This window comes from Azospirillum sp. P4_B5 (assembly GCF_056402275.1).
This window is the reverse complement of the sequence record NZ_JBFUHT010000021.1, coordinates 72,486-93,963: the sequence shown is the minus strand read 5'-3', so window position 1 is coordinate 93,963 and position 21,478 is coordinate 72,486. Positions and strand designations below refer to the sequence as shown.

Annotated in this window: 20 protein-coding genes; 12 read left to right on the top strand and 8 right to left on the bottom strand. The window is 69.4% G+C overall.

What is annotated here, in order from left to right:
• Nucleotides 1-11 precede the first annotated feature (11 nt).
• The 8 genes from AC1DVI_RS17800 to AC1DVI_RS17765 form a co-directional block, all read right to left on the bottom strand.
• The gene (locus tag AC1DVI_RS17800) at nucleotides 12-746 is read right to left on the bottom strand and encodes an ABC transporter ATP-binding protein (RefSeq protein WP_174446105.1); all 735 of its coding nucleotides are present in this window, start codon (nucleotides 744-746) and stop codon (nucleotides 12-14) included.
• Entirely contained in the window at nucleotides 736-1,503 is a 768-nt protein-coding gene (locus AC1DVI_RS17795) for an ABC transporter ATP-binding protein (RefSeq protein WP_476959089.1), read from the bottom strand. The genes AC1DVI_RS17800 and AC1DVI_RS17795 overlap by 11 nt, the downstream gene beginning before the upstream one ends.
• Before the next feature lie 8 nt (nucleotides 1,504-1,511).
• On the bottom strand, nucleotides 1,512-2,579 hold the full coding sequence (locus AC1DVI_RS17790; RefSeq protein WP_476959088.1) for a branched-chain amino acid ABC transporter permease: 1,068 nt from the start codon (nucleotides 2,577-2,579) through the stop codon (nucleotides 1,512-1,514).
• A complete protein-coding gene (locus tag AC1DVI_RS17785) occupies nucleotides 2,560-3,477 on the bottom strand; it encodes a branched-chain amino acid ABC transporter permease (RefSeq protein ID WP_145679036.1) in 918 nt (305 codons plus the stop codon). Before AC1DVI_RS17785 ends, AC1DVI_RS17790 begins: the two co-directional genes overlap by 20 nt.
• A 128-nt stretch (nucleotides 3,478-3,605) precedes the next feature.
• Nucleotides 3,606-4,739, bottom strand: a complete 1,134-nt coding sequence (locus tag AC1DVI_RS17780; RefSeq protein WP_476959087.1) for an ABC transporter substrate-binding protein — start codon at nucleotides 4,737-4,739, stop codon at nucleotides 3,606-3,608.
• Nucleotides 4,740-4,771: 32 nt separating this feature from the next.
• Entirely contained in the window at nucleotides 4,772-5,269 is a 498-nt protein-coding gene (locus AC1DVI_RS17775) for an L-2-amino-thiazoline-4-carboxylic acid hydrolase (protein WP_237907784.1), read from the bottom strand.
• Between the two features lie 77 nt (nucleotides 5,270-5,346).
• Nucleotides 5,347-6,498 (bottom strand): PLP-dependent cysteine synthase family protein, encoded by a 1,152-nt coding sequence (locus AC1DVI_RS17770; protein ID WP_476959086.1) that lies wholly within the window; start codon nucleotides 6,496-6,498, stop codon nucleotides 5,347-5,349.
• A gap of 7 nt (nucleotides 6,499-6,505) precedes the next feature.
• On the bottom strand, nucleotides 6,506-6,883 hold the full coding sequence (locus AC1DVI_RS17765) for a Rid family detoxifying hydrolase (RefSeq protein WP_476959085.1): 378 nt from the start codon (nucleotides 6,881-6,883) through the stop codon (nucleotides 6,506-6,508).
• A 185-nt stretch (nucleotides 6,884-7,068) separates the two neighbouring features.
• Here AC1DVI_RS17765 and AC1DVI_RS17760 point away from each other — a divergent pair, with 185 nt between their 5' ends.
• From AC1DVI_RS17760 to AC1DVI_RS17705, 12 genes are all read left to right on the top strand, one after another.
• Entirely contained in the window at nucleotides 7,069-7,548 is a 480-nt protein-coding gene (locus AC1DVI_RS17760; RefSeq protein ID WP_476959084.1) for an Lrp/AsnC family transcriptional regulator, read from the top strand.
• A 457-nt stretch (nucleotides 7,549-8,005) separates the two neighbouring features.
• Complete coding sequence (locus tag AC1DVI_RS17755) at nucleotides 8,006-8,806, top strand: IclR family transcriptional regulator (protein ID WP_476959083.1); 801 nt, start codon at nucleotides 8,006-8,008, stop codon at nucleotides 8,804-8,806.
• 210 nt (nucleotides 8,807-9,016) lie between these two features.
• Entirely contained in the window at nucleotides 9,017-9,889 is an 873-nt protein-coding gene (locus AC1DVI_RS17750) for an IclR family transcriptional regulator (RefSeq protein ID WP_476959082.1), read from the top strand.
• 14 nt (nucleotides 9,890-9,903) lie between these two features.
• Nucleotides 9,904-10,902, top strand: coding sequence for a bifunctional enoyl-CoA hydratase/phosphate acetyltransferase (locus AC1DVI_RS17745; protein WP_476959081.1), 999 nt, complete (start codon nucleotides 9,904-9,906; stop codon nucleotides 10,900-10,902).
• A gap of 35 nt (nucleotides 10,903-10,937) precedes the next feature.
• Complete coding sequence (locus tag AC1DVI_RS17740; RefSeq protein WP_476959080.1) at nucleotides 10,938-11,927, top strand: Bug family tripartite tricarboxylate transporter substrate binding protein; 990 nt, start codon at nucleotides 10,938-10,940, stop codon at nucleotides 11,925-11,927.
• 52 nt (nucleotides 11,928-11,979) lie between these two features.
• On the top strand, nucleotides 11,980-12,516 hold the full coding sequence (locus AC1DVI_RS17735) for a tripartite tricarboxylate transporter TctB family protein (protein ID WP_476959079.1): 537 nt from the start codon (nucleotides 11,980-11,982) through the stop codon (nucleotides 12,514-12,516).
• A 24-nt stretch (nucleotides 12,517-12,540) separates the two neighbouring features.
• Nucleotides 12,541-14,094 (top strand): tripartite tricarboxylate transporter permease, encoded by a 1,554-nt coding sequence (locus AC1DVI_RS17730; protein WP_476959078.1) that lies wholly within the window; start codon nucleotides 12,541-12,543, stop codon nucleotides 14,092-14,094.
• A gap of 57 nt (nucleotides 14,095-14,151) precedes the next feature.
• The gene (gene sauS / locus AC1DVI_RS17725) at nucleotides 14,152-15,567 is read left to right on the top strand and encodes an acylating sulfoacetaldehyde dehydrogenase (protein ID WP_476959077.1); all 1,416 of its coding nucleotides are present in this window, start codon (nucleotides 14,152-14,154) and stop codon (nucleotides 15,565-15,567) included.
• Nucleotides 15,568-15,578: 11 nt separating this feature from the next.
• Nucleotides 15,579-16,703, top strand: coding sequence for an ADP-forming succinate--CoA ligase subunit beta (sucC, locus tag AC1DVI_RS17720; protein ID WP_476959076.1), 1,125 nt, complete (start codon nucleotides 15,579-15,581; stop codon nucleotides 16,701-16,703).
• Nucleotides 16,700-17,608, top strand: a complete 909-nt coding sequence (locus tag AC1DVI_RS17715) for a succinate--CoA ligase subunit alpha (protein WP_476959075.1) — start codon at nucleotides 16,700-16,702, stop codon at nucleotides 17,606-17,608. Before sucC ends, AC1DVI_RS17715 begins: the two co-directional genes overlap by 4 nt.
• 102 nt (nucleotides 17,609-17,710) lie before the next feature.
• Nucleotides 17,711-20,713: a molybdopterin oxidoreductase family protein gene (locus AC1DVI_RS17710; protein WP_476959074.1), complete on the top strand. Its 3,003-nt coding sequence runs from the start codon at nucleotides 17,711-17,713 to the stop codon at nucleotides 20,711-20,713.
• On the top strand, nucleotides 20,710-21,465 hold the full coding sequence (locus AC1DVI_RS17705; RefSeq protein ID WP_476959073.1) for a 4Fe-4S dicluster domain-containing protein: 756 nt from the start codon (nucleotides 20,710-20,712) through the stop codon (nucleotides 21,463-21,465). The genes AC1DVI_RS17710 and AC1DVI_RS17705 overlap by 4 nt, the downstream gene beginning before the upstream one ends.
• The last annotated feature ends 13 nt before the right edge of the window (nucleotides 21,466-21,478 follow it).

Genomic DNA, 21,478 nt, shown 5'->3' with positions numbered 1-21,478 from the left:
TCCTTTTTCCGTCAGCCGCCGAGATAGGCCGCCCGCACGCGCGGGTCGGCGGCCAGATCGGCGGCGCTGCCCGAGAGTGTCACCCTTCCCGCCTCCATGACATAGGCGTGATCGGCGACGCGCAGCGCGGCGCGGGCGTTCTGCTCCACCAGCAGGATCGAGGTGCCCTCGCCGCGGATCTGGACCAGCAGGTCGAAGATCTGCTTCACCACCATCGGCGCGAGGCCGAGCGACGGCTCGTCGAGCAGCAGCAGGCGTGGCTTCGACATCAGGGCGCGGGCGATGCACAGCATCTGCTGCTCGCCGCCCGACAGCGAGCCCGCCTTCTGGGTCAGCCGCTCGCGCAGGCGGGGAAACAGCTCCAGCATCCGCTCCATCCGGGCGGCGCGGTCGTGGCGCAGCGTCCGCCCGCCCAGCAGCAGGTTCTCCCGCACCGTCATGGTGCCGAAAATCTGCCGCCCCTCCGGCGCCTGGGCGAGGCCGCGGCGCACCACCTCGTGGCTGGGGCTGTCGGTCATGTCCTCGCCGTCGAAGACGGTGGCGCCGCCGCTGGTGCGGTAGATGCCCGACAGCGCACGCATCAGCGTGGTCTTGCCGACGCCGTTGGCGCCCAGCACGGCGACGATGGCCCCCTCGGCCACATCGAGCGAGACGCCGCGCAGGATTTCCTGCGGCCCCATGCGCACCGTCAGGTCGCGGACCTCCAGGATGCGGCGGGTGGTGGCTTGGGCTCCGTCAAGCGGCATCGTCTTCCACTCCCAGATAGGCTTCGAGGACGGCGGGGTCGCGCTGGACCGCCTCCGGCGTGCCGTCGGCGATCTTGCGGCCGGACGCCAGGACGATCACGCGGCTGCAGCTTCCCATCACCAGCCCCATGTCGTGCTCCACCAGCAGAACGGTGACTCCGCCGGCGTGCAGGCGGCGGATGAAGTCGGCCAGCTCCGCCGTCTCGGTGTCGTTCAGGCCCGCCGCCGGCTCGTCGAGGATCAGCAGCCGGGGCGACGTCGCCAGGGCGCGGGCGATCTCCAGATACTTGCGCTTGCCGTAGGACAGGTTGGCGGCGATGTCCCCCGCCTGAGCGGTCAGCCCCACGCGCTCCAGCGCCTCCCAGCTCCGCTCGCTGACCGCGCGGCTGTGGGCGCCGCCGTTGACCAGCGCCCGCCAGGGCGACTGGCCGAAGGCGCCGACCGCCCCGACGGACACGTTGTCGAACACCGTCATGTTCGGGAAGACGCGCAGGTTCTGGAAGGTGCGGCCCATGCCCATGCGGGCGATCTGCCAGGGCTTGCGGCCCGTGATGTCCTGCCCGTCGAAGGTCACCGTGCCGTCCGACGGCGGGGTGAAGCCGGTGATCAGGTTGAACAGGGTGGTCTTGCCGGCGCCGTTGGGGCCGATCAGCCCGACCAGCTCGCCCTTGGCGATGGTGGCGCTGACGTCGCTGACCGCCAGCAGGCCGCCGAAGCGCCGGGTCAGCCCCTGGATGGAGAGAAGCGTGTTGCTCATGATCCGCCTCACTTCCAGCCGACGGGCGTGCCGCCGGCGATGGTGGCCCAGCCGCGGGAGAAGGAGCGGCGGACGAAGCCCAGCGCGGTGCCTTCGGCCAGCATGCCCTTGGGCAGCAGCAGGATGGACAGGAACATGGTCGCCCCGACGGCGATCATGCGGTAATCGCCGATGTCGCGCAGCGCCTCCGGCAGGACGATCATGAACAGGGCGCCGACGACCGCGCCGGGAAGGCTGCCCAGCCCGCCGACCACCACCATCGCCAGGATCAGGATCGATTCCATGAAGCGGAAGTTGTCCGGCGCGATGTAGGCGGAGGTGTGGGCCAGCAGCGCCCCGGCGATGCCGGCGAAGAAGGTGGCGACGACGAAGGACTCGATCTTCAGCCGCTCCACGTTGATGCCCATGCTGTCGGCGCACTGGTCGTCTTCGCGCAGAGCCCGCAGCGCGTTGCCGTAGTAGGAGTGGGTCAGCCGGTGCAGCACCCAGACGCAGGCGACGGCGATGACCGCGACCGCCAGATAGCGGCTGAGCAGCGTGTCAGCCTGCCAGCCGAACAGCTCGATCGGCGGGATGCCGCGGATGCCCATCGGGCCGCGGGTGAAGTCCACCCAGTTCAGCAGGATCACGTAGATCATCTCGCCGATGCCGAGCGTGGCGACGGCGAAGTAGATGCTGACCAGCCGCATGGTCGGCAGCGCCACCAGGAAGCCGAACAGCGCGGCGATCAGCCCAGCCGCCGGCAGCGTGACGATGAAGGGCAGGCCGAGCCTGGTCGACAGCAGCGCCGCCGCGTAGGCGCCGATGCCGTAGAAGGCGGCGTGGCCGATCGACAGCAGCCCGGCGGTGCCCGTCACATGGTTCAGGCTGGCCGACAGGATCACGAAGATCATCGTCGTGATGGCGATCTGGGCGAGGTAGCTGGACCCGGTGCCGACGATCGCGGCGGGCACGGCGCCGAAGGCGACCGCCAGCAGAAGGAGGGTCCAGGCGAACCGCCGGCCTCGCCCGGAAAACGCGGCGGGCGGCGCGAGGGTGGCCGGCATCAGCCGGGCGTCAGGCACGTTCACGTCCATGTCCGAACAATCCTTGCGGGAAGAAGACCAGCGTGATGACCAGAAGGCTGTAGGTGATCAGGTCCTTCCAGCCGCTCGACAGGAACTCGGTCGCGATGCTTTCCGACACGCCGAGCAGCAGGGCGCAGGCGACCGCCCCCGGAATGCTCGACAGGCCGCCCATCACCATGGCGACGAAGGCCTTGACGCCCGGCGCGAAGCCCATGTGCGGCGAGATCGCGCCGTCGTAGAGGCCGACCAGGATTCCGGCCGTGGCGCCCAGCATCGAGCCGACCGCGAAGGTGGTCACGATGGTGCGGTCGGTGTTGATGCCGACGTAGCGGGCGCCGAGCTGGTTGTTGGACACGGCACGGATGCCGAGGCCGGTCTGGGTGCGGTAGAGCAGGAACTGCAGCGCGCCCAGCATGACGGCGGAGGTGGCGAAAATGACCAGGCTGCCGCTGGCCACCATGATCGGCCCGATGGCGACCGGCTGCTGCAGCAGGTAGCCGGACGGGATGCCCTGCATGTCGCCGCCGAAGATGTGCATCATGACCTCGCGCGTCACAATCGACACGGCGAGCGAGGAGAGCAGCGTCGCCTCGCGCATGGCGCGGGACTTCTGGCTGGCCTCGTCGGTGAAGCGGCGGAAGGGGCGGAAGGCGATGCGCTCCAGCCCGACGCCGGACACCGCACCCACCGCCAGGACCAGCGGCACCACCGCTAGCAGCGGCGGGGCCATCGCGGTGATGACCATCAGCCCGACGAAGGCGCCGATGGTGTAGACCTCGCCATGGGCGAAGTTGACGACGTTCAGGACGCCGAAGATCAGCGTGAAGCCGATCGCCATCAGGGCGTAGACGCACCCGATGGACAGGCCGTTGATGACCTGCTGAAGGAAGAAGACATCGAAGACCATGGCGTGCTCCAGGCTTCGGGGAGCGCGCCCGCCGGTCCCGGCGGAGCGCGCACCACGGCGTGTGTCCCGAAAAGCGGATCGTGTGGAAAGCCCTGGGTCGTCCCTGGGGCGTCCTTAGACGGTACCGGTCAGGGACCGGTCACGACCTGGAAGCGGCCGTCCTTCACCATCATCTTGGCCAGCGCCTTCGCCGGCTCGCGGGTGACGGGGTCGAAGCTGGTGGCGCCGGTCACGCCGGGATAGCCGGTGGTGGCGGCCAGCGCGTCGCGCAGGCTCTCCCGCGTCACCGACGGGCCGGCCTTGGCGACGGCGTCCAGCATGATGCCGACCGCGTCGTAGGCCTGAGCGGCGAACATGCCGGGCTCCGACTTGAAGCGCGCGGCGTATTCCTTCACGAAGGTCTGCACCGCCGGGTCGGGGTTGTCCGGCGTGAAGGTGGTGGCGAGGTGCAGCCCCTCCACCGACTCGCGGCCCAGCTCGATCAGCTTGGGCGAGTAGAGGGAGCTGGTGCCGTAGAGCGGGATCTTGATGCCGAGCTGCTCGCGCTGCTGGGCGAAGGCGGCCCCCTCCTCGTAGAACATCGCGAGGTAGATCACGTCCGGCTTCTGCCGGGCGACCTTGGTCAGGATGGAGCGGAAATCGCGGTTGCCGGGGTTGAAGGCCTCGGTCGCGGTGATCTTGCCGCCCTTGGCCTTGAAGCCGCTGACGAAGCCGTCGAGCGCCGAGATGCCCCAGTCGTTCTGGATGTAGATCACCGCCGCCGTCTTCATGCCCGCCGCGATGATCCAGTCGGCGTTGTACGGGCCTTCGAAGGCCTGGGTGGTGATGTTGCGGAACTGCCAGGGGCTGAGCTTGGTGAAATCCGGGTGGGACGCGGTCTGGGAGAGCTGCGGCATCTTCTCGGCCGCGTAGATCTCGCCCGCCGCCATCGACACGGTGGAGGAGAAGTCGCCGATCACCCCGACGATCTTGGAATTGTCGAGGAACTTGTGCGCGATGTTGCGCGCCTCCTTGGGATCGTCCTTGCTGTCCTCGAAGGTGATGGCGACCTTGGCGCCGGCCAGCTTGCCGGAGGCGTTGAACTCCTCCAGCTTGATCTGGGCGGCGTTGCGGAACATCTCGCCATACTGGCTGCGGTCGCCGCTGAGCGGCGCCTGATAGCCGATGACGATCTCGCGGTCGGCGGCCTGGACGGCAGTGGCGGCGGTGCCGGCGGCCAGCATGGCGCCCAGAACGGTGCCGAGAACGGTGTGCTTCCTCATGGTTCGGTTCCCCTGTCGGCGAGGCTTGACGGTCAATTCGCGGCGGCCGGCGCGGCGGCGCCCGGCGTGATCGTCAGGTGGCAGCAGGTGCTGCGGCCCGGCTTCCAGGTGTCGACCTCGATCTCGAAGCCGGCGGTCTCGAAGGTGCCCTTGTCGACCGCGCCGGCGAGTTCGCAGAGCGTCTCCACCGTCTGCGCCGGCAGGTTGGCCTCCAGCCAGGCTTCCTTCAGCGGGCAGGTGTGGAAGCGGATCTCCAGCACCTCGTCGGTGCAGCGCACGACCTCCGGGCCGAACTGGGCCTCGGCGTCGGGGATGAACTTCAGGAAGGAGTCGCGCAAGCCGGCCAGATCGGCCGGGGCGTGGGGCGCGAAGTTGTGGGCGATGGCCGCACCCCGGCGATAGATGGTGCGCGCCATGATCTCCCGGGCCTTCTCCTCGCCGATCTCCTTGCGCATCTCGTCGAAGGCCGCTTCATAGACCATCGCGCGGCTCTTCATCGCGTTGCGCAGAAGTGTGCGAAACTCGTCCATCGGTGAATGCTCCTGTTTTTCTGCCAAGTGTCTTGCGGTGGCGATTTTTGTTTTTTTGAAAGCGCTGTTTTTCTGGTTCAGAGGGACGGGCCGCCCTGAAGGAAGGCCTCGATCCGCGCCTCGTCGGCGGCGGTGTCGAAACCGGCCCGCTCCATCCAGGCGTCGTCGTGGTAGGTGTTGCGGTAGCGCTCGCCGGAATCGCAGATCAGCGTCACCAGCGACCCGGCCCGCCCGGCGTCGCGCATCCGGCCGGCGATCCAGCACAGCCCGAAGAAGTTGGTCCCGGTGGACCCGCCGACCATCCGGCCCAGCCGCCGCGACAGCACCCGCATCGCCGCCAGCGAGGCCACGTCGGGCACCTTGATCATCTGGTCGACGACCTCGGGGATGAAGGACGGCTCGACGCGCGGCCGCCCGATGCCTTCGATGCGCGACCCGCGCTCGCAGGTCAGCGCGGCGTCGCGGTTGACGAAGCTCTCGTAGAAGACCGAATGCTCGGCGTCGGGCACGCACAGCCGGGTCGGCAGATGGCGGTAGCGGATGTGGCGCCCGATGGTCGCGGCGGTGCCGCCGGTTCCGGCGCTCATCACGATCCAGTCGGGCACCGGATGGCGCTCGCTGCGCATCTGGCCGAAGATCGACTGGGCGATGTTGTCGGTGCGCCAGTCGGTGGCGCGCTCGGCGTAGGTGAACTGGTCGAGATAGACGCCGCCCAGCCGCACCGCCAGCGCCGCCGCCTCGGCGTAGATCGCCTTGGAGGATTCGACGAAGTGGCAGCGCCCGCCGTGCAGCTCGATGGCGGCGACCTTCTCGTCCGAGGTGCCGCGCGGCATCACCGCGTGGAAGGGCAGGCCGAGCAGCCGGGCGAAATAGGCTTCCGACACCGCGGTGGACCCCGACGACGCCTCGATCACCGGCGTGCCCTCGCCGATCCGCCCGTTGCAGATGGCGAAGAGCAGCAGCGACCGCGCGACCCGGTGCTTCAGGCTGCCGGTGGGGTGGGTCGATTCGTCCTTCAGATAGACGTCGATCCCCGACAGCTCCGGCGCGTCGAGCTTGAGCAGCGGCGTGTCGGGCGACCGCGCCGCCTCGGTCTCCAACAGCTCGATCGCGCGCCGGGTCCAGTCGCGGCCGGTGGCCTCGGGCAGCGGGGTGTGTTCGAGGCGGAACGGCTGACGGATGGAACCGGCGCCGGGAGGAAACGGCACGGTCTGCGCGGAAGCGGTCATGTCACCCTCAAAGCGCGATGACGGCGTCGATCTCGACCGACGCGCCGAGCGGCAGAGCCGACACCTCGACGGTCGAGCGGGCGGGGAACGGCGCCTGGAAGAAGCCGGCATAGACCTCGTTCACCGCCTTGAACTGGGTGAGGTCGGTCACGTAGACGGTCATCTTCACCGCCTTCGCCAGGCTGGTGCCGGCGGCCTCGGCGATCGCCGCGATGTTGGTCAGGCTGCGCTCCGCCTGGGTCGGCGCGTCCGGGCCGGCGAAGGCCCCGGTGGCCGGGTCGATCGGCAGCTGGCCGGAGACGAACAGCAGCCCCCCGGCGACGCGGGCCTGGGCGTAGGGGCCGATGGCGGCCGGGGCTTTGTCCGTGGCGATGGTGTCGCTCATCTTCCTGATCTTTCCTGGTTTGGCCCTGTGGTGGCGACCGTCGCCCGTGCTCAAAGGCCGGGCGGTCTGCCCGCGATGGCGGCATGCGGGTGCATGCGAAATCCTCAAAACGAAAAAGCTTTTCTCCAGACCGGCCGAATGAGCAAAATCATCCGTCCCAACCGTGAAGGCCGTGAGCAACCCCGATGACCATCGACGCCACCGACCGGAAGATCCTGGCCGCCCTTCAGGCCGACGCGACCCTGTCGCTCGCCGACCTCGGCAAGCAGGTCGGCCTGTCCGCCACCCCCTGCTGGCGCCGCGTGCAACGCCTTGAACAGGAAGGTTATGTCCGCCGCCGCGTGGCGTTGCTGGACCGGGCCAAGCTGAACGTCGACGTGACCGTCTTCGTGGCCGTCCGAACCAGCAAACACTCGGCGGAATGGCTGGAGGAGTTCCGCCGCGTGGTGGCCGACATACCGGAGGTTGTCGATCTCTACCGTTTGAGCGGCGAAATCGACTATCTGCTGAGGGTGGTCATTCCGGACATCAAGGCCTACGACGCTTTCTATCGAAAGCTCATCGAGCGCATCGAGCTTCAGGATGTCTCGTCAATGTTCGCCATGGAGGAAATGAAGTCGACAACGGAAGTCCCTCTTTCTTACGTAAAAACCCAGAACGGCTAGGATTTTACTTGTTGGTTTTCTTTTTAGACTCATGCTTCGGCACTTTTTGCGAAGCCCCTGTAGTGATTCTCAATATCGCATGGTTCGTATGAGAATTTTTCACTTTTTTGGCTGGGAACGCGCCTCGCTGTAGAAAATATTTTCATGATTGAAGCATCTCATAGAAAATTCATTTCTCATGGCTGCCGGTAGGTGAATGGATCGGGCGTTTGGCCTCTATAACCCTCTCCCCCCTGGGGAGAGGGTGGCCCGGAGGGCCGGTGAAGGGGATGTGCTTGATGGTGGGTCCGGCAAAAGCACCCCCCTCACCCTAACCCTCTCCCCAGGGGGGAGAGGGGACTTCAAATGCCGTCACCCCGCGCGCAGCGACCGTTGTCTATTGCCTGCGCAAAGCGGCCGGTCTATATGCGTCATGTCTCACTCAATGAGACGCTGAAACCGCCAGGACGGGCGAACCTTGAAGACGCGCAGCACCCAGCCCCCCGACACGTCGGACGACGCGGCCAAGCCGAAGGCCGCCGCCACCGACCGGACATTCGCCATCCTGGAACTGGTCGCATCGGCCTCCGGGCCGCTGGCGGTCAAGGCCATCGGGGCGACGCTCGGCCTGCCCAAGCCAACCGCCCACCGCCTCGTCAACAGCCTGATCGAGAAGGGGCTCCTGGCGCGGGACCTGGAAACGCGCGACGTCATCATCGGTGTCGAGGCGGCGCGGCTGGCGGTCGGCATCCTGCGGGCCTCGCTGTCCCGCGCGCCGGTCCGCTCCGTGCTGCGCGCGGTCAGCGCCGAGCTGGGGGAAACCTGCAACGTCGGCGTCCTCGACGGCGGCGACGTCGTCTATCTCGACCGCGTCGAGGTCGAGCACTGGCCCCTGCGGCTCCAGTTCGGCGTGGGCTCGCGCGTGCCGATGCACTGCACGGCCATGGGCAAGCTGTTCCTCGCCACCCTGCCGGACGGCATGCGCAGCCGCCTTCTCGCTTCCGGCCCCTTCTCCGCGCAGACCGCCCACACCCTCACCGACCCGCAAGCCCTGGCCGCCGAGCTGGAGCGCATCGCCGCGCGCGGCTATTCGCTCGACGACGAGGAGTATGTGGTGGGCGTGTTCTGCGTGGCGGTGCCGATCCTGTCCTCCACAGGCCGGACGGTGGCGGCCATCGCGGTGCAGGCCCCGAAGGTCCGGCTGTCGCACGACCGGGTTGAGCGGGTCCTGCCCGTCCTCCGCCGCGGCGCCGAGGCCCTGTCCGCGCAGTTCGGATAGCTTCCCTCCCCCCATCGTTCTTCAAAACCGCAAGTTTCATCGCCCGAGCCGCGGGAAGCCGGCCGGGCATGCCCCCGTATGCATGGATAATTGGGTACACGAACTTTTTGGGCTTGCGCGACTCAGGGTCCTGTGAGTTAATGATACAAATCGTATCGCTGAATGAGACCAACAGGCCAAGCGATACGCTTCCAGTCACGGGGAGGAACGATGACGCGGAAGATCGCCTTGGGCTCCGCTCCGTTGCAGGAGCCCCGCGAACCGCCAACCGAAGACGCCGCCGACAACAGCTCCGGTGACCGTCGGCCGCTCGCCGACCGCGTCCTGGCCTTGCTGGACGCGGTGGCCGGGGCGGGGCAGCCGATGGCCGTCAAGGACATCGCCGAGAAGCTGGCCCTGCCGAAACCGACCGCGCACCGACTGATCGCCATGCTTGAGGAACGCGGCTTCCTCGCCCGCCCGTTCGACGGCCGGCTGGTGACCGTCGGCCCGAAACTGCGCACCCTGGCGCTCAACACGCTGCGCAGCTCCCTGGCCCAGGCGCCGTCGCACGCCCGGCTGCGGGCGCTCAGCCTGGAGTTGGGGGAGACCTGCAACATCGGCGTGCTGGAGGGCGGCGACGTCGTCTATCTCGACCGCGTCGAGGTGGAAGGCTGGCCCCTGCGGCTGGAATTCGGCGTCGGCTCGCGGGTGCCGCTGCACTGCACGGCGATGGGCAAGCTGTTCCTCGCCTTCCTGCCGGAATTGCCGCGGCGGCGCCTGCTGGATTGCCTGCCGCTGCCCCGGATGTCCGCGGCGACGCTGTGCGACCCGGCGCTGTTCCGCGCCGAACTGGAGCGCATCGCCGCCTGCGGCCATTCCTTCGACGACGAGGAATACATGCCGGGCGTCTTCTGCGCGGCGGTGCCGATCCGCGACGGTGCGGGACGGATGGTCGCCGCCCTGGCGGTGCAGGCCCCGAAGGTGCGGCTGTCGCGGGAATCGGTGGCCGACCGCCTGCCGGTCCTGCACCGCGCCGCAAGCGACATGGCCCATGCGCTGGGCATCGACGCCGCCCCGGCCGAACCGGCCCTCTCACCTTAAGGAAGACGGACGCCATGGCAAGGACGCTTGAGACGACCACCGCCGGATGCCCGGCCCGGCTGATGGCGCGCAGCGCCGCCCTGGAGCCGGTTCCCACGGCGGTGGTCGCCGCGGGTTCGCCGGTCGCGCTGGAAAGCGCGCGGCGCGCCACCGCCCTCGGCCTCATCGAGCCGGTCCTGGTCGGCGATCCGGCGGCCATCGCCGACAGTGCCCGCCGCATCGGCTGGACGCTCCACGGCGCCTGCGTGGTTCCGGCCAGGGACGACGCGGCGGCGGCACGGATCGCGGTGGCGCTCGCCCGCTCCGGCGACGTCGGCGCGCTGATGAAGGGGCACATCCACACCGACACGCTGATGCTGGCGGCCCTCGACCCGAAAAACGGGCTGCGCACCGGGCGCCGTTTCACCCACGCCTTCCATATGACGCTGCCGGGGTCGGGCCGCGAGCTGGTCATCACCGACGCGGCGATCAACGTGGCGCCGTCCCTGACGACCCAGCTGGACATCATCCGCAACGCCGTGGAACTGTGGCGGCTGGTCGGCGGCAACGACCCGCGCGTGGCGCTGCTGTCCTGCACCGAGGAGGTGACGGAGCGCGTGCCCTCCAGCATGGACGCCGACCGGCTGACCCGCCTGTGCCAGCAGGAGGTGCCGGGCGCGACGGTGTTCGGGCCGCTGGCCCTCGACCTCGCGGTGTCCGCCGAGGCGGCGCGGATCAAGAACCTGTCCCACCCCTGCGCCGGGGCCGCCGACATCCTGGTGGTGCCGAACATCGAGACCGGCAACGCCCTGTTCAAAGCGCTGGTGCATTTCCTGGACGCGGTCGCCGCGGGCATCGTGCTCGGCGCCTCGGTGCCGATCGTCCTCACCTCGCGCGCCGACCCGCCGGCGGCCCGCATCGCCGCCGCCGCCATCGCCCAGATCGTCGCCGGGCGCCGCCGCTCCGCCACGCCGGGCGCGCCCTACCCCGCCACCGCAGCCAAGGGAGGCGCCGCACCCGGCCTGCACGCCTGACAGTTCCAAAAAACAATCCCTGGGAGGGAATGCAAATGCTCCGCAACGCCTTGACGCTCACCGCGGCGGTGGCCGCGCTGCTGTCACCCGTCCTGTCATCCGACCCCGCGCGCGCCGACGATTACCCGTCGCGCCCCATCGAGGTCATCGCGACCTTCGGGGCCGGCGGCGGCGCCGACCTGATGGCGCGCCAGTTCGCCCGCCTCGCCGAACCGCATCTCCGCGTCGCCATGCCCGTCGTCAACGTGTCCGGGGCGTCGGGCAACGCCGGCCTGACGCGGGTCCTGACCAACCCGGCCGACGGCTACACGGTCGGCACGCTGATCGCCCTGTCCGTTTCCTCCTGGGCGTCGGGCCTGGGCACGGCGAAGCCGGACAATTTCGTCTATGTGGCGATGATGCAGAACTCGCCCTCGATGCTCTACGTCTCGAAGAACAGCCCCTTCAAGACCTACGAGGAGTTCGCCGCCCACGCCAAGGACAACCCCGGCAAGCTGCGCGTCGCCACCTCCGGTTACGGCACGCAGGACGACATCACGCTGAAATATCTGGGCACCCAGGGCGTGCCGGTGACCAACGTCCCCTTCGCCCGCCCGTCGGAACGCTACGCCTCGCCGATCGGCGGCCACACTGACGCCATCTACGAGGAGCCGGGCGACGTCGCCCAGTTCCTGAAGTCCGGCGACCTGCTGCCCATCGTCGTCTTCGACAAGCAGCGTCACCCCTCCTTCCCCAACGTGCCGTCCTCGGCGGAGCTGGGTCTGGACATCGGCGACCTGCCGAACTTCCGCACGCTGGCCGTACCCGCCAGCACTCCGCCCGAGCGCGTGCAGAAGCTCCACGAGGCCGCCGCCAAGGTGCTGGCGAGCCCGGAATGGAAGACCTTCTGCGCCGACACCTACACCTGCGTCGACACGGTGGTGACGCCGGACCAGGCCAAGGAGGAGGTCAAGGCCTTCTACGAGACGGTGAAGGGCTATCTGGACCGCTTCGCGACCAAGACCGTCGGCCAGACACCGGGCTGAGTCCGGTTCCGCATTCGCCCCACCCGTTTCATCGTTCTTCAGGGAGGGAACCGTGACTCCCCTGTCCCACGGTCTTCGCCGGCTGGCGACGCCCGCGGCCCTGCTCGCCGGGTCGCTTCTTCTCTCGCAACACATCGTGCGCGACAGCACCATGATCGCCGGCCTGCCGGACCCGGTGGGACCGACGGGCTGGCCCCGGCTGATGCTGGGCGCGGTCGGGCTGTGCGCCCTGATCTGGATCGCCAGGGAACTCCTGGCGCTGCGGCGCGCGGTCCACCAGCAGAAACCGGTCGACGAGGAATACGAAGGCTACGCCCATGGCCGGGCCATGATCGGGCTGGGGCTGGTGATCCTGTACGGCATCGCCCTGCCGCAGCTCGGCTTCCCGATCGCCACCCTGGCCTTCGTCGCCCTGTGGTGCGTCATCGGGGGCATCCGGCGGCCGCTCACTCTGGCGCTGGTCACCGGGATCGGCTGCGTGGTGCTGCTCTACGTCTTCGTCCTCCTCGCCCAGATGCCGCTGAGCCGCGGCCACGGCGTCTTCGATGATTTCACCGTCGCGCTCTACCGCCTGCTCGGCATCTACTGAGCCGGCCACCGGAAGGATCGTCCCATGGATATCCTCGCCAATCTGGCCGGTGGCTTCGCCGGCGCCCTCGATCCGTACAACTTCGTCCTCCTCGTGTCGGGCCTGATGATCGGGGTGGTGGCCGGCGCGCTGCCGGGCATCTCCTTCGTCAACGCCATGGCCATCGCCCTGCCCTTCACCTACCTGCTGCCGCCGGTCACCGCGATGTCCTTTCTCGGCGGCATCTATGTGGGTGGCGTGTTCGGCGGCTCGATCTCCTCGATCCTCATCAACATCCCCGGCACGCCGGCCTCGCTGCCGAGCTGCTGGGACGGCTACCCGATGACGCGCAAGGGCCTGTCCTCGCGGGCGCTGAGCATCGCCATCACCGCCTCGGCCTTCGGCGGGCTGGCCAGCGCGTTGCTGCTGACCTTCGGCGCCCCGCCCTTCGCCAGCTTCGCGCTGAAGTTCGACCAGCCGGAGTTCTTCGCGGCCACCATCCTCGGCCTCGTCAGCGTCATCGCCATCGCCAAGCACGCGCCGCTGATGAGTGCCGTCTCGATGTTCCTCGGCCTGCTGATCGGGACGGTCGGCGTCGATCCGATGTACGGCATGCCCCGCCTGACGCTGGGCGTGCCCGACCTGGAGAGCGGCATCAACTTCACCGTCGTGATGATCGGCCTGTTCGCCATCGGCGAGGTGGTGGACCTGATCTGCAAGCGGGCCGGCGGCGCCCGCTCCATCGCCACGAAGCCCGGCAAGCAGATCGGCCTGGCGGACCTGTGGCGGGTCAAATCCTCCATCCTGCGCGGCACCGGCCTCGGCTGCACCATCGGCGTCATCCCCGGTGCCGGGGCCACGGTGGGGTCGGTCATCGCCTACAGCGTGGAGAAGCAGGCGTCGGGCAAGGGCGACCGTTTCGGCACCGGCGTGGAGGAGGGGCTGGCGGCACCGGAGGCGGCCAAGAACGCCACCACCGGCACCGCGATGATCCCGCTGCTGACGCTGGGCATCCCCGGCAGCGCCGCCACGGCGATCATGCTGGCCGCCATGCTGATCCACGGGCTGAACCCCGGCCCGCTCCTCTTCACCTCGAACGCCTCGCTGGTCTACACGATCTTCGCCAGCATGCTGATCGCCAACCTGCTGATGATCGTCGCGGCGATGGGCGTGGCGCGGGTCTTCTCGACGCTGATGCGCGTGCCGCCGGCCATCCTCGGCGCCTTCATCATCGTGCTGAGCGTCGTCGGCGCCTACGGCGTGCGCAACAACCTGTTCGACGTCTATGTCTGCCTCGCCTTCGGCATCGCCGGCTACGTCATGAAGCGCACCGGCTTCCCGCCGGCCCCGCTGGTGGTCGGCGTGATCCTGGGGCCGCTGTGCGAGCGCTACTTCCTCACCTCGCTCGCCAACTACGACGGCAACATGGCGGTCTTCTTCAGTCGCCCGATCAGCGGCACGATCCTGGCCCTGGCCGCCGCCTTCCTCGTCTGGTCGATGTGGCCGTCGGGCAAGCCGCTGCTCCGCCGTCCGCCGAAGGACCCGACCCACGGCGGTCCGGCTTCCAAGGAACCGCCCCACCGGGTGCTCAAAGCCTGACCGTCCGAACCAACGAACGAACCTTCAGGGAGAGAGACAAACACAATGGACAACATCATGCTCGACCGAACGCCGGCCAGCGCCGACCGGGAGGCCGTCGCCGCCCTCCTCGCCCGCGCCCGCGCCGCCCAGCGCGCCTTCGCCGACGCGACGCAGGAGCGGGTGGACGACGCCGTCGCGGCCCTCGCCTGGGCGATCTACGAGCCGGGCCGCGCCCGCGCCCTGGCCGAGCTGGCGGTGGCCGACACCGGCCTCGGCAACGTCGCGGACAAGATCACCAAGAACCAGCGCAAGACCTTCGGGACGCTGCGCGACCTGATGCGGGTGCGCACCGTCGGCGTGATCGAGGAGGACACCGCCAAGGGCATCGTGAAGATCGCCAAGCCGCTGGGCGTCGTCGGTGCCGTCACGCCCTCCACCAACCCGGCGGCCACGCCGGTCAACAAGGCGATGATGGCCGTCAAGGGCCGCAACGCCATCATCATCGCCCCCTCCCCCATGGGCTCCGCCGCCACCGGCCGCACGGTCGAGCTGATGCGGGCCGAGCTGGCGCGCATCGGCGCGCCGGAGGATCTGGTGCAGATGATCCCCACCCCCATCACCAAGGGCCTGACCCAGGCGCTGATGGAGGCGGTCGACCTCGTCGTCGTCACCGGATCGCAGGACAACGTGCGCCGTGCCTATTCCAGCGGCACCCCGGCCATCGGCGTCGGGGCCGGCAACGTCCCGGTCATCGTGGACGAGAGCGCCGATCTGGCCGAGGCGGCGCGCAAGATCTGCGCGTCCAAGACCTTCGACAATTCCACCTCCTGCTCGTCGGAGAACGCGCTGGTCGTTCTCGACTCCGTCTACGACGCGACCATCGCGGCGCTAGCGGAAGCCGGCGCCCACCTCTGCACCCCGGAGGAGCGGGAGCGCGTGCAGTCGCGCCTGTGGGAGAACGGCAAGCTGAACCGCAAGCTGATCGCCAAGGACGCCGCCATCCTCGCCGAGGCGTTCGAGCTGGCGCCCAAGGCGCGCGAGGCCCGCTTCTTCCTGGTGGAGGAAACCGGGGTCGGCAAGGCGCACCCCTTCTCCGGCGAGAAGCTGTCGCTGGTGCTGGCGGTCTACCGGGTGCCGGACTTCGACGCGGCGGTCGATCAGGTGCGCAAGATCCTCGATCACCAGGGGCGCGGGCATTCCTGCGGCATCCACACGCGGGACGAGGCGCACGCCAAACGGCTGGCCGACGAGCTGGACGTTGTGCGCGTGCTGGTCAACTTCGCCCACACCTTCGGCAACGGCGGCGGCTTCGACAGCGGGCTGAACTTCACCCTCTCCATGGGCTGCGGAAGCTGGCAGAAGAACTCCATCTCCGAGAACCTGAGCTGGAAGCACTTCGTCAACATCACCCACCTCGTCCGCCCGATCCCGGAGGACAAGCCGAGCGAAGAGGCCCTGTTCGGCCCCTTCTGGTCCCGCCACGGACGCTGACGGAGGCGACGATGAACTTCGAGGAACAAGCCGGAAAATCCGTGCTCGCCCGCGCCGGGGTGAGCGTTCCGCAGGGACGCCTCTGCGCCAGCGCGCAGGAGGCCGAGGAGGCCGCCCGCGCCATCGGGCCGGTGGTCGTCAAGGCGCAGGTGCCCACGGGCAAGCGCGGCAAGTCGGGCGGCGTCAAGCTGGCCGCCACGCCGGAGGAGGCCGCAGCATCCGCGCGGGCCATCCTGGGCATGGAGATCGGCGGCTTTCCGGTCGCCCGCGTGCTGGTCGAGGAGCAGGCCGCCATCGCCCGCGAATTCTACGCCGCGGTTCTGAACGACCCGGCCAGCCGCAGCCCGCTCGTGCTGTTCTCCACCGAGGGCGGCATGGACATCGAGGAGGTCGCGGCGACCCGGCCCGAATCCCTGCGCCGCATGGCGGTGGACATCCGCAAGGGCTTCGGCCCGGCGGACGCGCGCCGCCTGCTGCTGGGGCTCGACCTCGGCGAGGCCGCAGCACCGGTGGCGGCGATGCTGGTCGATCTCTACCGCGTCTACCGCCAGCACGACGCCGAGCTGCTGGAGATCAACCCGCTGGCCCTGCTCGCGGACGGCCGCGTCGTGCCGCTGGACTGCAAGCTGACGGTGGACGATGCCGCCCTCTACCGGCAGACCGACATCGCCGAACTGGGCGCCAAGGAACCCCTGTCGGCGCTGGAGGAGCGCGGGCGGGCGCTCGACCTCAAATACATCGAGCTGGAGGGCAACGTCGGCGTGCTGGCGAACGGCGCCGGGCTGACCATGACGACGATGGACGTGGTCAGCCACGCCGGCGGGCGCCCCGCCAATTTCCTGGAGATCGGCGGCGAGGCCTATACCAAGGGGACGGAGGCGCTGGACCTCGTGCTGTCCAACCCCGGCGTCAAAAGCCTCGTCGTCAATTTCTGCGGCGCCTTCGCCCGCACCGACGTGATGGCCGGCGGCGTGATCCAGGCCTGGAAGACGCTGAACCCCACCATCCCCGTCTTCTTCTCCATCCACGGCACCGGCGAGGACGAGGCCGTGCGCATGGTGCGGGAGGAGCTGGGGATCGAACCCTACGACCGGATGGAAGACGCCATCTCGGCAGCCGTGGAGGCCGCGCGATGATCGTACGCAAGAGCGACCGGGTCCTGGTGCAGGGCATCACCGGCAAGCAGGGCACCTTCTGGACCGAGCAGATGCAGGCCTACGGCACCACCGTGGTCGGCGGCGTGAACCCGAAGAAGGCCGGGCAGAGTCATTGCGGCGTGCCCATCTTCGCCACCGCGAAGGAGGCCATGGCGAACGGCGGCTTCGACGTGTCGGTGATGTTCATCCCGCCCGCCGCCGCCAAGGCCGCCGCCATCGACGCCATCGAGGCCGGGGCGAAGACCGTCGTCTGCCTGACCGAGCACATTCCGTCGCACGACGTGATGGAGATGCACGCCGCCGCCGCGGAGCACGGCACCCGCATCATCGGGCCGAACACCGCCGGCATCGTGACTCCGGGGGAATGCTTCGTCGGCATCATGCCCGCCTTCAACCCGCGCGTCTTCCAGCCGGGCCGGGTCGGCGTCATCTCGCGCAGCGGCAGCCTGGGCACGCTGGTCTGCCTGAACCTCGTGCGCGGCGGGTATGGCCAGTCGGCCTTCCTCGGCATCGGCGGCGATCCGATGATCGGCACGACGACCAAGGACGCGCTGGCCGCCCTGATCGACGATCCGGGCACCGACGCCATCGCGCTGATCGGCGAGATCGGCGGCAGCATGGAGGAGGAGGCGGCGGAGCTGGTGGCGAAGACGGACAAGCCCGTCGTCTCCTTCATCGCCGGCCGCGCCTCCCCGCCCGGCAAGAAGATGGGCCATGCCGGGGCCATCGTGACCGGCGACCGCGGCAGCCACGCCTCCAAGCGCGGCGCGCTGGAACGCGCCGGGGCCGTGGTGGTGGACGTGCCCGGCGACCTGCCGGCGGCCCTCGACGCGCTGATGGCCGAGGCCGCGAAACGGTCGGGCGCGCAGCGGCTCGCGGACTGACCGCGCAGCCGCCCTTTTGAAGAACGGCACGGCAGCACCGCCCCCTCTCCCGGCCCCCGCCGGGAGGGAACGGGGGAGGCATACCGGAAGGAACGGAACGACATGGCGAAGATCGACGACGTCGGCGGCCAGCGCGCGCGCGGGTTCGCCTTCACCCAGGGCCGGGGCTTCCAGCGAAGGAACGGGCCGGCGGCGCCCGAGGACGCGCGCGGCTGGCTCGACCGCTACCAGTCGCCGCGCGAGGACATCGACCCCTCGCCGACCCTCTCCGACACGGTCAAATACACCACCTGCTACATGTGCGCCTGCCGCTGCGGCATCAAAGTGCACATCAAGGACGGTAAGCTCCGCTTCATCGAAGGGAACAAGGACCATCCGGTGAACCACGGCGTGATCTGCGCCAAGGGGTCCGCCGGCATCATGACCCAAAACTCCCCGGCCAAGCTGCGCAAGCCCCTGCTGCGCACCGGGGAGCGCGGCACCGGCGAGTTCCGCGAGATCGAGTGGGACGAGGCGCTGACCATCCTGACCGAGCGTCTCGGCAAGATCCGCGACAGCGACCCCAGCAAGCTCGCCTTCTTCACCGGGCGCGACCAGAGCCAGTCGCTGACCGGCTTCTGGGCGGCGCAGTTCGGCACGCCCAACTTCGCGGCGCACGGCGGCTTCTGCTCCGTCAACATGGCGGCGGCGGGCATGTACACGCTGGGCGGCAGCTTTTGGGAGTTCGGGGAGCCGGACTGGGACCACACCCGCTACCTGCTGCTGTTCGGCGTGGCCGAGGACCATGACAGCAACCCGATCAAGATCGGCCTGTCGAAGATGAAGGCGCGCGGCGCCAAGATCGTCTCCGTCAACCCGATCAAGACCGGCTATTCCGCCATTGCCGACGAGTGGGTCGGCATCCGTCCGGGCAGCGACGGGCTGTTCGTCTTCGCCCTGATCCACGAGCTGCTGCGCGCCGACCGCATCGACGCCGAGTATCTGGTCCGCTACACCAACGCCCCCTGGCTGGTGATCCAGGACCCCGGCGCCCCCGACGATGGCCTGTTCGCCCGCGACGCCGACGGCGCCCCGCTGGCCTGGGACGCGGTGGAGCAGCGCGCCGTTCCGGCGACCGCGGCCGGTATCCGGCCGGCGCTGGTCGGCGCCGTCACCCTGCCGGACGGGCGGCGGGCCGTGCCCTCCTTCCATCTGCTGGCCGAGCGCTACCTCGACCCGCAGCACGCGCCGGAAGCGGTGGCCGAGCGCTGCGGCGTCCCCGCCGACACCATCCGCCGCATCGCCGCCGAGATGGCCCACCTCGCCTTCCAGGAGACGCTGACCATCGAGCAGCCCTGGACCGACTGGGCCGGGCGGCGCCACGAGCGGATGGTCGGGCGGCCCATCGCCATGCACGCCATGCGCGGCATCTCCGCCCATTCCAACGGCTTCCACACCTGCCGGGCCATCCACATCCTGCAAATCCTGCTGGGCACCATCGACGTGCCGGGCGGCTGGCGCTACAAGTCGCCCTACCCCCGCCCCGCCCCGCCGGGTCCCAAGCCCGCCGGCAAGCGCGGCGAGACCGGCCCCGGCAAGGCCATCCACGGGATGCCGCTCGGCTACCCGATGGGGCCGGAAGACCTGCTGGTCGGCGAGGACGGCGAGCCGCTGCGCATCGACAAGGCCTTCAGCTGGGACGCGCCGCTGTCGGTGCACGGGCTGATGCACATGGTGGTCGCCAACGCCTGGGAGGGCGACCCGTACCGCGTCGACACGCTGTTCATGTACATGGCCAACATGGCCTGGAACTCGTCGATGAACACGTCCGAGACCATGCGGATGCTGGCCGACAAGGACCCGGACACCGGCGAGCACCGCATCCCCTTCATCGTCTATTGCGACGCCTACGCCTCGGAGATGGTGGCCTACGCCGATCTCGTGCTGGCCGATACCACCTACCTGGAACGGTGGGACTGCATCTCCCTGCTCGACCGCCCGATCGGCAGCGCGCACGGCCCCGGCGATTCGATCCGCCAGCCGGTGCTGACCCCCGACCGCGACGTGCGGCCCTTCCAGGACGTGCTGATCGAGCTGGGCGCCCGTCTCGGCCTGCCCGCCTTCGTGCGGGAGGACGGCAGCCCGCGCTACCCCGGCGGCTATCCCGACTACATGACCAACCACGAGCGCAAGCCCGGCATCGGCCCGCTGGCCGGCTGGCGCGGCGCCGACGGCAAGGAGGCCGGCAAGGGCGCGCCCAACCCGGACCAGCTCGACCGCTACGTCCGCAACGGCTGTTTCTGGCACTTCGAGCTGCCGCCGGAGCAGCACTATTTCAAGCACGCCAACCAAGCCTATCTGGAGACCGCCACCCGCATGGGCTTCCTCGACAAGCCGGAGCCGGTGATCCTCCAGCTCTACGTCGAGCCGCTCCAGAAATTCCGCCTCGCCGCGCGCGGGCACGGCGCGGTGGTGCCGCCCGCTGACAAGCGGCAGCGGGTGGAGACCTACTTCGACCCCCTGCCCTTCTGGTACCCGCCGCTGGAGGAGGAGGGGCTGGACGAGGGCGCCTTCCCACTGCACGCGGTCACCCAGCGCCCGATGCCCATGTACCATTCCTGGGGGTCGCAGAACGCCTGGCTGCGGCAGATCATGGCCCGCAACAGCCTGTACATCGCGCGGTCCACCGCGGAGCAACTCGGCCTAGCCGACGGCGACTGGGCCTGGGTGACCAGCCCGACCGGGCGGATCCGGGTGCCGGTCCAGCTGATGGACGGGGTGGAGGCCGGGACGGTGTGGACCTGGAACGCCATCGGCAAGCGCTCCGGCGCCTGGAACCTGTCCACCGACGCGCCGGAGGGGACCAAGGGCTTCCTGCTCAACCACCTGATCTCGGAGCTGCTGCCGGAACGCAACGGCTACCGCCACGCCAACGCCGACCCGGTGACCGGACAGGCCGCCTGGTACGACCTGCGCGTCCGCGTCGAGAAGGCGCCGCCGAAGGAGCGGGCCGAGACGATGCCGCGCTTCCCCGCCCAGGCCATGCCGCCGGGCATCGAGCCGCCGCCCGCCATCCTGCGCACCGGCGCCGCCTTCCGGCCCACATCTCGGGGAGTCCGGTCATGACGAGCCTTCCCAACCGCGAACCCGGCGCCCCCCGGCTGGGGCTGGTCATCGATCTCGACACTTGCGTCGGCTGCCACGCCTGCGCGGTCGCCTGCAAGCAGTGGAACGACGGCGGCCACATGGCGCCGCTGACCGATTACGACGCCTACGGTGCCGGCCCGGACGGGGTGTGGTTCAACCGCATCCACAGCTTCGAGGCCGGAACCGGGGAGAGCGGCTGCGGGTCGCGCACCACCAACTTCCCGCGCTCCTGCCTGCATTGCGAACAGCCCGCCTGCGTGACCGTCTGCCCGACCGGCGCCTCCTACAAGCGCGCCGAGGACGGGATCGTTCTGGTCAACGAGGATCTGTGCATCGGCTGCAAGCTGTGCTCCTGGGCCTGCCCCTACGGCGCGCGGGAGTTCGACCAGGACGTCGGCGTGATGAAGAAATGCACCCTGTGCATCGACCGCATCCACAACGAGACGCTGGCGGAGGCGGAGCGGGTGCCGGCCTGCGTCATGGTCTGCCCGACCTCCGCCCGCCATTTCGGCGACCTCGCCGACCCGGCCTCCGCCGTCTCGAAGCTGGTGGCGGAGCGCGGCGGCTACGACCTGATGCCGGAGCTGGGCTACGAGCCGACCAACAAGTACCTGCCGCCCCGGCCCCGCCCCACCCTGGCGCTTGACGAGCGCGTCACCAAGGACAGCGCCAACGACGATTTGCCGCTCCACGGCCTGCTGAAATGGGCCGACCGCATCCTGGCGCGCTGAGGGAGGGATTCTC